Origin of the sequence: Butyrivibrio sp. VCB2001 (assembly GCF_000423965.1) — a bacterium.
In the GTDB taxonomy this organism is placed as follows: domain Bacteria; phylum Bacillota; class Clostridia; order Lachnospirales; family Lachnospiraceae; genus Butyrivibrio.
The window spans coordinates 118498-131885 of sequence record NZ_AUIZ01000005.1 but is presented as its reverse complement, the minus strand read 5'-3'; the positions used below and the strand labels follow the sequence as shown (position 1 = coordinate 131885).

Annotated in this window: 14 protein-coding genes; all 14 read left to right on the top strand. The window is 46.9% G+C overall.

Features of this window, described 5'->3' with window-relative positions:
* Positions 1 to 1056, top strand: coding sequence for a pseudaminic acid synthase (gene pseI / locus G589_RS0107670; protein WP_026521697.1), 1056 nt, complete (start codon positions 1 to 3; stop codon positions 1054 to 1056).
* Positions 1056 to 2132 carry a UDP-2,4-diacetamido-2,4,6-trideoxy-beta-L-altropyranose hydrolase gene (gene pseG, locus G589_RS0107665; protein WP_026521696.1) on the top strand — a complete coding sequence of 359 codons (1077 nt, stop codon included), beginning with the start codon at positions 1056 to 1058 and terminating at the stop codon, positions 2130 to 2132. The genes pseI and pseG overlap by 1 nt, the downstream gene beginning before the upstream one ends.
* A gap of 10 nt (positions 2133 to 2142) precedes the next feature.
* On the top strand, positions 2143 to 2832 hold the full coding sequence (pseF, locus tag G589_RS0107660; RefSeq protein ID WP_026520085.1) for a pseudaminic acid cytidylyltransferase: 690 nt from the start codon (positions 2143 to 2145) through the stop codon (positions 2830 to 2832).
* Between the two features lie 155 nt (positions 2833 to 2987).
* A complete protein-coding gene (locus G589_RS0107655; RefSeq protein ID WP_022768074.1) occupies positions 2988 to 3980 on the top strand; it encodes a rod shape-determining protein in 993 nt (330 codons plus the stop codon).
* Between the two features lie 63 nt (positions 3981 to 4043).
* Positions 4044 to 4988 (top strand): flagellar hook-basal body protein, encoded by a 945-nt coding sequence (locus G589_RS0107650; RefSeq protein ID WP_026521695.1) that lies wholly within the window; start codon positions 4044 to 4046, stop codon positions 4986 to 4988.
* 140 nt (positions 4989 to 5128) lie between these two features.
* The gene (locus G589_RS0107645; protein ID WP_022768076.1) at positions 5129 to 5962 is read left to right on the top strand and encodes a flagellar hook-basal body protein; all 834 of its coding nucleotides are present in this window, start codon (positions 5129 to 5131) and stop codon (positions 5960 to 5962) included.
* A 19-nt stretch (positions 5963 to 5981) separates the two neighbouring features.
* Positions 5982 to 6395, top strand: a complete 414-nt coding sequence (locus G589_RS19245) for a hypothetical protein (protein ID WP_051192246.1) — start codon at positions 5982 to 5984, stop codon at positions 6393 to 6395.
* A 75-nt stretch (positions 6396 to 6470) separates the two neighbouring features.
* Positions 6471 to 8729: an SF1B family DNA helicase RecD2 gene (gene recD2 / locus G589_RS0107635; protein ID WP_026521694.1), complete on the top strand. Its 2259-nt coding sequence runs from the start codon at positions 6471 to 6473 to the stop codon at positions 8727 to 8729.
* A complete protein-coding gene (locus tag G589_RS0107630) occupies positions 8710 to 9453 on the top strand; it encodes a ComF family protein (RefSeq protein ID WP_026521693.1) in 744 nt (247 codons plus the stop codon). Before recD2 ends, G589_RS0107630 begins: the two co-directional genes overlap by 20 nt.
* 18 nt (positions 9454 to 9471) lie before the next feature.
* Positions 9472 to 9879, top strand: coding sequence for a hypothetical protein (locus G589_RS0107625; protein ID WP_022768080.1), 408 nt, complete (start codon positions 9472 to 9474; stop codon positions 9877 to 9879).
* 9 nt (positions 9880 to 9888) lie between these two features.
* Positions 9889 to 10284 (top strand): hypothetical protein, encoded by a 396-nt coding sequence (locus G589_RS0107620; protein ID WP_022768081.1) that lies wholly within the window; start codon positions 9889 to 9891, stop codon positions 10282 to 10284.
* Between the two features lies 1 nt (position 10285).
* Complete coding sequence (locus G589_RS0107615; RefSeq protein ID WP_026521692.1) at positions 10286 to 11224, top strand: hypothetical protein; 939 nt, start codon at positions 10286 to 10288, stop codon at positions 11222 to 11224.
* A gap of 19 nt (positions 11225 to 11243) precedes the next feature.
* Positions 11244 to 12110 (top strand): diadenylate cyclase CdaA, encoded by an 867-nt coding sequence (gene cdaA / locus G589_RS0107610; RefSeq protein ID WP_051192245.1) that lies wholly within the window; start codon positions 11244 to 11246, stop codon positions 12108 to 12110.
* Positions 12107 to 13381, top strand: coding sequence for a CdaR family protein (locus tag G589_RS0107605; RefSeq protein ID WP_026521690.1), 1275 nt, complete (start codon positions 12107 to 12109; stop codon positions 13379 to 13381). The genes cdaA and G589_RS0107605 overlap by 4 nt, the downstream gene beginning before the upstream one ends.
* Positions 13382 to 13388 lie beyond the last annotated feature (7 nt).

Sequence of the window (13388 nt, the reverse complement as noted above, 5' to 3'; positions counted from 1 at the left end):
ATGTTCAATAAAGAGATCAGGATCGGAAACAAAACGGTTGGCGAAAACCACCCAGCCATGATAGTGGCTGAGCTTTCCGGCAATCACAACGGAGACTACAACAGAGCCATTGAGATCATCCACGCAGCCAAGGAAGCAGGCGCGGATGCCATCAAGCTCCAGACATACACAGCGGATACCATAACCATCGACTGCGACAAGCCCTGGTTCATGACACCCGGCGACGGACTCTGGGCCGGAAGGACCCTTCATAACCTCTACGAGGAGGCCTACACTCCCTGGGAGTGGCACGAAGGTCTTTTTGCTGAGGCCAAAAAGCTCGGAATGGAGGCGTTCTCATCGCCCTTTGACCCCACATCCGTAGATTATCTTGAGAACCTGAATGTCCCTGCCTACAAGATCGCAAGCTTTGAGATTAACGACATTCCCCTTATCAGGAAGATCGCAAAGCTCGGCAAGCCCATTATCTTCGCGACAGGAATTGCCTACGAAGAAGACATTGAGCTCGCCCTAAACACCTGCAAGGAAGAGGGCAACGATCAGGTGATCCTTCTTAAATGCGTAAGCGCTTATCCAACACCCTACAATCTTGTTAACCTTCGCATGATGCAGGGCCTTAAGGACAAGTATGACTGCGTTGTCGGTCTCTCAGACCACACGCCCGGCGGAACAATCCCCGTTGGAAGCATCGCCCTGGGCGCCAAGATGATAGAGAAGCACCTGACCCTGAACCGCTCAGCCGGAGGCGTTGACGATGCCTTCTCCATGGAACCTGCCGAGTTTGCCCAGATGGTCAAGGAAGTGCGCATAATGGAAGAAGCCCTCGGAAGCTACGAGTACAAGCTCACTGACAAACAGATCAAGGAACGCGGCCTTTCAAGATCTCTTTTCGTGGTAAAAGACATCAAGAAGGGTGAAACCATAACTGAAGAAAACGTGAGATCCATCCGTCCGGGAATCGGAATGCACACCAGGCACTACGAGGAAGTCCTCGGCAGAAAGGCAACTCAGGACATAGAGAAAGGCACACCCCTTAGCTGGGAGCTTATTGACTGATGATCGGTATTAGAGCAGATGCCAACAGAATAATCGCAACAGGTCACGTCATGCGCTGCATTACTATCGCAAAGGAAATAGTAAAGCAGGGAGAGTCTGTGACCTTTTTTGTGGCGGACGAAGAGTCGTGGGAACTGGTGGAACTCTATGCAAAGAACGCTCCCGGAATCGAGACGGTTGTCCTTGGCAGCAACTGGCAGGACATGGAAAAAGAGATCCCGGCTCTTGAACACGAACTCAAAGAGCGCAAGATCAAAGCCCTTCTCGTGGATTCCTATCAGGTCACCTGCAGGTACTTTGAACAGCTTAAGAATATCTGCCCCATCGCCTATATGGACGATCTGGGAAAAGAGCCTTACCCGGTAGATATCCTTATTAACTACAGCGGATACTATGAGAGCATGAACTATAAAGAGCTCTACAAGGGACAGAGCGGATACAGGAAAGCGCCAACAGAGCTGCTTCTTGGCCTGTCTTACGCACCTTTAAGAGAGCAGTTTTATTCCGAGACAGATCGCATCAATACAAAAAGCGATGCCTTCAACATCCTCGTCACTTCCGGAGGAACGGACAATTACCGAATGCTTTCCGGCGTGATAAAGTCCATGGAGGAGCAGGACCTTATTTCAAAGGCAAGCTTCAAGGTCGTTGCAGGTAACATGGTTTCCGGCATTGACGTACTTGAAGACTACGCCGACAGATACAGGAACGTGGAAGTATTAAAGAACGTGGAGCAGATGGCAGATCTTATGAGAAGCTGCAACCTTGCCATCGCAGCAGCTGGAACCATGCTGACGGAGTGTGCAGCTGTTTGCCTCCCTGTCATCTATTATCAGGTGGCTGACAATCAGAAGTTCAACGTATCATTCTGGCAGGGAACAGGCGGAATGTCTTTTGCAGGCGACGTTACCAAAGGGGGAGACAGAGAAGAGACCTTGCAGAATATCTGCAATCAGGTGAAAGCTCTTTTGACAGATAAAGAAAAACTATCGGCCATGAAGAATGCCCTTTCCGGCGTTACCGACGGCCGAGGAGCTGTAAGGATTGCAAAAGCTCTTTTAACAAAAAATAAGTGAGGATTTATCTATGAAAACACTGGCTATGATCACAGCGAGGGGAGGAAGCAAGAGGATTCCCCGTAAGAATATCAAGGAGTTCAACGGAAAGCCCATCATCGCGTACTCAATAGAGGCGGCGCTCGCATCAGGAGTGTTCGATGAAGTGATGGTCTCCACAGATGATGAGGAGATTGCGGAGATCGCCAAAAAGTACGGAGCCAAGGTGCCGTTCTTTAGGAGCGAGAAGACTGCGAACGACTTTGCCACAACGGTTGATGTCATCGAAGAGGTGCTGAATACCTACAAGGAAAGGGGCGAGGAATTCGACATTTTCTGCTGCATCTACCCTACGGCGCCATTTATAACAGCAAAGAGGTTAAAAGACGCTGTTGAGGAGCTGGCAAAATCTGACGCCGACTCACTTATCCCGGTGGTAAGGTTCTCTTATCCGCCCCAGAGGGCCATGGAGGTCCACGACGGAAAGCTGGTGTTCAGGCAGCCTGAGAACCTCTCAAAGAGGAGCCAGGATCTTGAGCCGCACTTCCACGATGCAGGGCAGTTTTATGTGGTAAGGAGTGAGAGCTTTTTCAAGAACCGCGGGATAATGGTGGGAGATATCCTTCCAATGGAACTCTCGGAACTTGAGGTTCAGGACATCGACAACGAAGTTGACTGGAAACTGGCAGAGCTTAAATACAATCTTTTGAATGAAGGTTAAGTTATGAAAGGGGGCATCCGATATATATAAAGGATGAATGCCCTCTTTTAAATTGTCATCCTTTGCGTTATAATGTGGAATGAAATCATAGACTTATTGTTATTATCCGCGTTTATGCGCTTTCATAAATGCGTTGAAAGGGGTATTTGAGAATTATGCAGTATGCAGATATCGGAATCGATTTAGGTACAGCCTCTGTACTTGTATATATCAAGGGTAAGGGCGTTGTTTTAAAAGAGCCATCAGTTGTGGCTTATGACAGAGATACAGAAGAGATCAAGGCTATCGGTGAGGATGCAAGACTTATGCTTGGTCGTACACCGGGTAACATCGTGGCTGTAAGACCTCTTCGTCAGGGCGTTATTTCCAACTACAAGATAACCGAGCAGATGATGAGATACTTCATCAAGAAGGCTATCGGCAGAAGGATCCACAGAAAGCCCTTTATCGCTGTTTGCGTTCCTTCCGGAGCAACAGAGGTTGAGAAGAAGGCTGTAGAAGATGCTACAAGACTCTGCGGAGCAAGAGATGTTGAGACCATCGAGGAGCCTATCGCAGCAGCTATCGGAGCCGGAATTGACATTACAAAGCCATGTGGAAACATGATCGTTGATATAGGCGGTGGTACATCAGATATCGCCGTTATCTCCCTTGGAGGAACCGTTGTCAGCACATCCGTTAAGGTTGCAGGCGATGACTTCGACGAGGCAATTGTTCGTTACATGCGTAAGAAACACAATCTTCTTATCGGTGACAGAACAGCCGAGGATATCAAGATCAAGATTGGTTCAGCTTATCCAAGAGCTGAGAACGACACAATGGACGTAAGAGGAAGAAACCTTGTAACAGGTCTTCCCAAGACAGTAAGAGTATCATCAGAAGAGACAGAAGAGGCGCTCAGAGAGCCTACAAGCCAGATCATTGAGGCTATCCACAGCGTCCTTGAGAATACACCTCCGGAGCTGGCAGCAGATATCGCTGACAGAGGAATTGTCCTTACCGGTGGTGGAGCACTTCTTCGCGGACTTGAGGACCTTATCTATTCAAAGACAGGTATCAACACAATGACCGCTGAGGATCCAATGACAGCCGTTGCTATCGGAACAGGCCGTTACATTGAATTCGTATCCGGTTACCGCGAGGATTAATACACATATCACTGCTCATGGACTGAGCGGTAGTAATGGCCAGGATGGCATGAGGTACTTTGTATGGTAAAGGGTCTTTACACTGCTTACACAGGGATGATCAATGAGCAGCACAGGATGGATGTGCTCACCAACAATCTTGCCAATGCCAATACCAACGGTTACAAGAAGGAAGGCGCAACTGCACAGTCTTTCAAGGATCAGCTTGCGCTCAAAATTAAAGACATAACTGATGCCCCGTTCACTGCCCGTGGACTGGGCATTATTAATCCCGGTGTTAAGATCGGCGAGGGCTATGTAGACTGGACCGAGGGTCCCATGAAGGAGACTCATAACACCTTCGATATGGCCATCGGCGGAAGCGGATTCTTCGGGATCGAATACGCCATGAAGGCTGAGGATGAAAACGAGGACGAGGATACAACCGGCACCAGAAATACCAATGACTGGAGACTTTCAAGATATCAGAACGACAGGACTCTGGCAGCCTACAAGGCAGGTAAGCTCTCTCTTGATCAGATGAGAGATAACGGATATGAGCAGATGGTGCTCTATACAAGAGACGGTAACTTCACTCTTAACAGCGAAGGCGTGCTGGTTACTCAGGACGGCGACTTTGTTCTTTCACAGGATCAGGGACACATTGAACTTGATCCCAACCTTCCGGTACAGATTTCTACCAACGGAGAGGTTGTTCAGGATGGACAGGTTGTTGCCACCATAGGTGTCTTCGACTTTGAAAAGACGGTTCAGAGAAACGGTATGACTACCTACACAACACTTGAGCACTACGGCGAGAACGGCTTTGTTCCCACTGACGATGCTGCTCAGGTAGAGGCTACCGGCCAGGTTTATGCGGGATTTTTGGAGCAGTCCAATGTTTCTGTAGTTGATGAGATGGTTAACATGATCGCAGTTCAGAGAAACTACGACACCAACCAGAGGATGATCACCACAATCGATGATACTTTGGAGAAGGCAGTTAACCAGATCGGAACCCTGAGTTAAATTTTATAAATTTTTAATAATTTAACTCGCGCAGTATGACGATAAATAAACAGAGAACTATATTGAAGTCACGGATGACGCATTGTTCAGCAAAGAGCCACGGATGGTAACAGCTCTTACTGAATCGGAGGTGACTGAATATGGTAAGAAGTTTATGGTCAGCAGCTACAGGAATGAACGCCCAGCAGACGAATGTGGATACAATATCCAACAATCTCGCCAACGTTAATACAACGGGCTATAAGGCACAGGGCGCTCAGTTCAAATCTCTTTTATATCAAGAGTTACAGACTATAACTACAACAGCAAACGGCGCACCCAAGCCCACCACATCACAGGTAGGCCTTGGTGTTCGTACTTCTACGATCAATCAGTATTTTTCCCAGGGATCATTTCAGGAGAATGCAAATCCTGCAGCTATTGCCATTAGTGGCGATGGCTTCTTCAAGTACCAGGGAGCAACTGACGGAGAAGTATTATATACAAGAAACGGTAACTTCACATGGGCTCTTTCCGGCGGAAACGGATCACCTCTTGTTCTTACCACTGCAGAAGGTAACAAGGTTCTTGGAATCAATGATCAGCCTATTCAGGTAGACGGAAACATGGTTGCCAGCCGTATCACCATCGGCGGAGACGGCAAGATCTATTATCCCGATGCACAGGGCGTTCCTCAGGAAGTTGGCGGAATGCAGATAGGTCTTTGGCAGTTCCCTAACAGAGAAGGTCTTCAGAGAGTAGGAAGCGTGGCATGGCAGGAGACAGCAGCCAGCGGAGCAGCTATCAATGAGAATCAGGCAGCCGGAAACATAAAGAGATCCGAGCTGGTTCAGGGATATCTTGAAGGATCAAACGTAAACGTAGCAACAGAGATGGTTAACCTCATTGTTGCGCAGCGTGCGTATGAAATGAATTCAACTGCGATCCAGACAACAGATGAGATGATGCAGACAGCTAACTCTCTTAAGAGATAAGCTGTAGTTAGGGGAAGTTATGGCGAGCTTTAATGTCAGCGGAATAAACGCATCGGCAATAAGTGAATATGCAATGCAGGAGAGCAAGAATGCCAGCACCATCGCTCTTCAGAAAAAGCTTGAGAACACCTCGGCAAAGTCAACAGACGATGAACTCTGGCAGGCTTGCAAGGGATTTGAAGCCTACTTCATGGAGCAGATCTTCAAGGAGATGCAGAAGTCCGTGGATGCCCTAAAGCCTGAGAGTCAGGACAAATCCACCTCGACACTGGTTGACTACTTCAAGAATCAGACTCTTCAGGAAGTATGTGCTGATTCGGTAGATACCCAGAGTAACGGCTTCGCCCAGATGTTATACGAGAATCTGAAAAGAAATTATGACATTCCTACGGCTCCTGAAGCAGAAAAGACGCAGGGACCCGAGCAGGTTTAATAAAAATATAAAAGTCGCCAAATCTTAAGAAAATCTTAAAGTCTTGGCGACTTTTTCTATGCTATAATTCACTCTATGGAAAAAGTAAAGGGATACATAGAACACTTTTTATATAAAAATGCCGAGAATGGCTATGGGGTTTTGAATCTTGTTACAGCCGATACCGAGATCATCTGTACCGGCTCTTTTCGTGATGTCGATGTGGGTGACACCATCGAGATAGAGGGTGAATACGTCAATCACCCTGTCTACGGAAGTCAGTTCAAGGCTTCGTCTTACGAGATATCAATACCCGATGATGCAGCTTCAATGCAGAGATATTTGGGCTCTGGCGCAATCAGAGGCGTGGGGGAAGCTCTTGCTGCGCGTATTGTCAAGCTATTCGGAGATGACACCTTCAGGATCATTGAGGATGAGCCCGAGAGGCTTGCAGAGGTCAAGGGCATAAGCCTTAATAAGGCCCAGGACATCGGAATGCAGATGGCCAGCAAAAGAGAAATGCGCGATGCCATGATCTTCCTGCAGCAGTTTGGAATTGGAAATGCCCTTTCGGTCAAGATATTCAACACCTACGGAAATCGCATATACAGCGTTATCAAGGAGAACCCCTACCAGCTCTCTGAGGACATAAACGGCGTCGGATTTAAGACTGCCGACGAGATCGCGGAGAAAGCAGGAATCCTTGTTGATTCCGACTACCGTATCAGGAGCGGAATCCTCTATGCCCTCTCTCAGTCTGCAGCTGATGGAAACACCTATCTTCCCATGGAAGACCTTATAGCAAGAACCATACAGGTGCTCCAGACAAGGCCCGGATACGAGATCAGAAGGGACAATATAGAGACTCACATATCCAATCTGATGATGGATCGTAAGCTCATCTGCAAGGGGGATGACCAGGTTTACTCAGCAAGCTTTTACTACGAGGAACAGGGCTGCGCAGCCATGCTTGAGGGCCTTAATCTTCAGGAGAAAATAACACCTGCCCAGGAAGAGGAGTACAAGAAGCTCATATTGAAGCTTGAAGAGAGCAAGGGAATCGAGCTTGACGATCTTCAGAGAAATGCAGTGCTGCAGAGCATCACCAACGGTGTTGTTATCATCACGGGAGGCCCGGGAACAGGTAAGACCACTACCATCAACACCATAATCAGCTATTATGCCGGGATGGGGCTGGACATCATGCTGGCAGCGCCTACGGGAAGAGCTGCCAAGAGAATGACCGAGGCGACAGGGTATGAGGCCAAGACCATTCACAGACTGCTGGAAGTTTCGGGACAGATGTCCGATGACATGTCAGTGAAGAGTTCCGGCGTACATTTTGAGAGAAACAGAGATAACCCCTTAGAGACGGATGCGATCATCATTGATGAGATGTCTATGGTGGATATTCATCTCTTTTACGCACTGCTAAAGGCACTGGTACCGGGAGTGCACCTGATACTGGTTGGCGACAGCTCACAGCTTCCAAGCGTAGGCCCGGGACAGGTCCTCAGGGACCTTATAGACAGTGGCAAATTCCCGACGACCTATCTGAAAAAGATATTCAGGCAGGCCGAGGAGAGCGACATCGTCATGAACGCCCACAGGATCCACGACGGGGAGAAGCCGGTTCTTGATAACAAGAGCAAGGATTTCTTTTTCCTTGAGAGGAGCGAAGCGGGCGTCATCTACAAGCACATGGTACAGCTCATAAGGGACAAGCTTCCATCCTATGTGGACGCAGGACCTTACGATATCCAGGTGCTGACCCCGATGAAGAAAGGACCTCTTGGGGCGCAGCAGCTAAACCTTATCCTTCAGGAGCATCTAAATCCTCCGTCCCCGGACAAGAAGGAGCACACCTATGGCGATTGCACCTTCCGCGAGGGCGACAAGGTAATGCAGATAAGAAACAACTACCAGGCCACCTGGGAGGTTGTCGGCAAGTTCAACATCGCCATAGATTCCGGAACCGGAGTGTTCAACGGAGACATGGGAGTCATCAAGCAGATAAACGACTATTCACAGGATGTGATCGTGGAGTTTGATGAGGGAAGACAGGCCAGATACCCGTTTGCGGATCTTGATGAGATAGAGCTTGCCTATGCCATAACCATTCACAAGTCTCAGGGAAGCGAGTATCCGGCGGTTGTGCTTCCGATACTGGGTGGGCCAAGGGTTCTCCTTAACAGGAACCTTCTGTACACGGCGGTTACCAGAGCAAGGAGTACGGTATGTATCCTCGGCAGCAGCCAGACTCTTATGAGCATGGTGGAGAACGAGGAGCAACTTAAAAGATATACAGGATTGAAAGACAGGATCATAGAAATATTTGATACATCAGAGTTTTAAACGGGCACTGGATCTTTTATACCCCGGAAGGTGCCCGGTATGCGACGGGGTAGTTCCGGTCTTTGAAGTTAGAGATGGGCACATAAAAAGAGCGGGACTGATTCACAGAAAGTGCCTTGGGAAAATTGAATATGTAAGAGGCGCAACCTGTGCAAAGTGCGGGAAACCACTTTCGGACGATACACAGGAGTACTGCGAGGACTGCAGACGGACGAAGCATAATTTTGACAGGGGCTACTCTGTATTTGCCTACAGATCCATTTCGGGATCCATATACAGATTCAAGTATATGGGACGGCAGGAATACGCTGAGTTCTACGGATGGGCTACAGGTAAACTCCTTGGCAGGAAACTTAAAGGTCTCGGCATCGAAGCTATAGTTCCGGTGCCTATGTATCCGGCTAAAGAGAGAAAGAGGGGCTACAATCAGGCAGCAGTTTACGCAGAAGCAGTTTCCGCACAATTGCGAATACCCGTCTTTAAGGGTCTGGTAAGAAGGGTCAGAAACACAGCTCCAATGAAGGAACTGGACGCCCGCGGACGCCGTAATAATTTGAAAAAGGCTTTTATTATAGCCCAAAATGATGTAAAATTTAAGTGCGTACTAATTATCGATGACATCTATACAACTGGAAGTACTATTGATGAGATCGCCCATGAGTTTCGGATGGCGGGAGTTCAAAAAATATACTGTTTGACTCTTGCTATCGGGCAAACTACTTAAATATATGGAGGTCAGCTTATGAACTTACGGAATTGTGCAAGATGCGGGAAGATGTTTAATTACATCGGAGGTCAGCCGATATGCGACCCTTGTAAGAAGGCCATTGAGGAAGATTTCCAAAAGGTAAAACAGTACATAGAAGACAATCCTACTGCGAGCTTGAAAATGATCTCTGAAGAAAATCAGGTTTCTACCAAGCAGATCCAGCAGTGGATTCGCGAAGAGAGACTTATGTTCTCAAAGGATTCTCCGATCCAGCTTCTCTGCGAGGGCTGTGGAGAGCCTATAACAACAGGAAGATTTTGTGCTAAGTGTAAGACCAGTATGGCCAATACTCTTAACAGCACCTTTGCAAAACCAAAGCCTGCACTTCAGCAGCCTGTTAAGAAGGAGCCTAAGGCCGGAATGCGCTTCCTGGATACTTAAGGAGCAGCGATGTTAAACGAAGAAAAAGTCATTTTGATGACCAAAATGGCTGCCTTCATAGATCGCGAAGGCAAGAAGAACGACGCAATCAATTCATACTTTAAGAGTGACTACATTGGATTCAATGTTCTTAAATCTTTGATAAGCGCCACTATTGTCTTTGGAGTAGTAGTCGCGACCTATGTTTTATGCAACTTTGAAACCGTTTTATCGAATTTATACAATACTGAAAATCTATTAGCCATCGGCAGGAGGTACTTGATGTATTACCTCCTGCTTGTTGGCGTGTATTCTCTTGTATCATATGTCATTTATTCCTATCGTTACAGCAAGATGCGTAAGAGTATGAAGGCATATTATGCAGATCTTAAGAAATTAGCCAGAATCTACGAAAAGGAACAATGACATGACATCACTATTGGAATTAAAACAGTATATAAAGCGATTTTACATCAAGTATGAAACCTACATCACATATGTCTGGAAATTCCTTCTGGCACTTGTGTCAATCATGGTTATCAACAGCAAGCTCGGATATATGGATGCACTTACTAATATTGCCATTGTCATGATGGCTTCGCTTTTGTGCGCAATTCTTCCGGCTAACTTTATTGTGTTCATTTCAGCAGCGTTTATCCTGGGACATCTGTACTCCCTTGCGATGGAGTGTGCGCTCATCGCACTGGTGATATTTATTCTGATGTTCCTTTTGTACTTTAGATTTTCACCAAAAGACACTTTGGCAGTTCTTCTGACACCGATATTTTTCTTCATGCATATCCCATATGTTATGCCACTGGCCATGGGGCTTTTGGGAACACCGGCGTCAGTAGTTTCTGTTTCTTTCGGACTTGTGATCTCATACATGATCACCTACTTCTCATCCAATGCCACAAGCTTTGGCAGTGACGGAGTAGTGGAGGCAGCCAACGGATTTTCCACTATCGTCAATGGAATCATCGGCAACAAGGAGATGATGGTGATGATAATTGTATTTGCAATCGTTCTTGTGCTGGTTTACATCATCAGAAGATCTTCAATCGATCACTGTTGGAAGATTGCTATCGCAGCAGGTTCCATCGGACTTATGATCTTTACCCTCATCGGAGATATCATGTCAGATACACAGATATCGATCGCCGGGGTTATTTTGGGAACCATCATCTCAGCACTCCTTATGCTGGTAGTTGAGTTCTTTGCATTTAACATGGATTACAGCAGAACCGAGAAGGTTCAGTTTGAAGATGACGAGTATTATTACTATGTCAAGGCAGTGCCTAAGGTTACTGTCGCCACCCCCGAAAGGAAGGTAAAAAAGATTAACCGCGCAAGGGAGCAGCACTGATTAGTTTTTGGGGAATGTCATGGATCAGATAGATTTTATTTTTGACTTCAACAGAACAAGCCTTCACATGCCGACCATCAGATTTTCTGATGTATTGGAAGTCTTTATTATTGCTTTTCTGATATATCACATTCTGGTATGGGCAAGAAGTACTAGACTATGGTCTCTTTTAAAGGGGGTCATAGTTATTCTTGTGTTCATTTTGCTATGCGCGCTTTTGAACATGTCGACGATCCTATGGATTGTTGAAAGAGTGTTCAGCATAGCCATCATAGCTATTGTGGTAATACTCCAGCCCGAACTCAGGAAGGCACTGGAAGAACTGGGCAGGAAGAATTTCTTTTCCAATGTCTTATCCCTTGGCGATATGAAGAGCTCCGGAAGATTCTCAGACAAGACTCTCAACGAGATCACAAGAGCCTGCGTTGAAATGGCCAAGGTAAGGACCGGAGCGCTCATCGTTATCGAGCAGAATCACCCGCTTACTGAGTATGAGAGAACCGGTATTGATGTGGACGGAGTTGTAACCAGTCAGCTTCTCATCAATATTTTCGAGCATAATACACCGCTTCACGATGGAGCAGTTATTATCCGGGGTGACAGGATCACTTCGGCAACCTGTTATCTTCCGCTTTCCGACAACATGGGAATCGGTAAGGAACTGGGAACAAGACACCGTGCCGGAATCGGTGTGTCTGAGGCTACAGATTGCTTTGTAATCATAGTTTCAGAGGAGACCGGCAAGATAAGCGTTGCATACGAAGGTGAGCTTGAGAGGGCTCTTGACAGTGACAGGCTAAGGGAGCGCCTGAGAGTTATTCAGGACAAACATGAGGAAGAAGCGCCCATCAAGTACCTTGCCAGAAAGGCCAAGGTGAGAAAATGAAGAGACTGACGGCCAACTGGGGACTTAAGCTTGCTTCACTGATATTTGCGATGGTTGTGTGGTTCCTTGTAACCAACATAAATGACCCCATCACTTCGGTGAGATACAACAATATTCCCGTAACACTCAAGAATACCAATCTTATTACCGATCAGGGCCAGGTCTACACCATTCTTGATGGCAGTGATACCATCAGCAGCGTGACGATCTACGCACCCAGATCAATAATAGATTCCCTGAGTCTTAACAACATTATTGCGACGGCTGATCTGCAGGAGCTCTCAAGCTTCAATACCGTCAATATCGATGTTAAGACCAACAAGTACTTTGACAAGATTGAAAAGATAGACACAAGCTCCGACATGGTCAAGCTCAGCGTAGAGAGGAAGGCTTCAAAGTCTCTTGCTCTTGGCGCAACGACCTCAGGGTCACTGGCTGACGGCTATGTTATAGGCGATGTTTCCACCGAGCAGAACATGGTGAGGATAAGCGGACCTGAGTCCGTTGTAACTCGAGTGGCTTCTGCCACAGTAGATGTCGATGTCACAGGATTTACCTCCAACATCGGAACCGATGCGGATATCGTACTGCTTGATTCCGAGGGAGAGCCTGTAGATGCTTCGCTTGTCTCAATGAACATCAAGACGGTAAGAGTCAATGTTGTTATCTATGAGACCAAGTATGTACCGATCACTTATAATGTGACCGGAGAGCCGGCAAACGGATACATCTTTACAAAAGAGATCGAGAGTACCCCTGATGCTGTGCAGATAGCCGGCAGAAGCAATACTCTGGCATCGATAAACGAGATAGTCGTTGATGATCCGAACATAAATCTTGATGGACTTAATTCAAATCTGGCTTATACCTATAACTTAAGTCAGTACCTGCCATCGGGAACAACTTTTGCTGACAAAGATTTTAACGGCTCCGTATCAGTAGTGGTACATGTATCACCTGTCGAGAGCAGAACCTATGACGTGGATGTGTCCAAGGTCAGTGTTAAGGGAGAAGTCGATGGCTTCAAGATCTATGTGGATGACAGCGAATATGATACCGTATCGCTGACTCTTCAGGGTCTTTCAACCGCACTTAATGCAATTTCAGAGAATTCCCTTCAGGGTAGTGTAAGTGTGGATGAGATACTTGCTGCCAATGACCTTACAGAACTTAAGGAAGGCACCTACAGCGCAGATGTTGACTGGGTACTTCCTGAGGGCGTCAGTGAAAAGGGAACAGTAAGTGTCTATGTGACAGTTGAGCAGAATTAAATAGGAG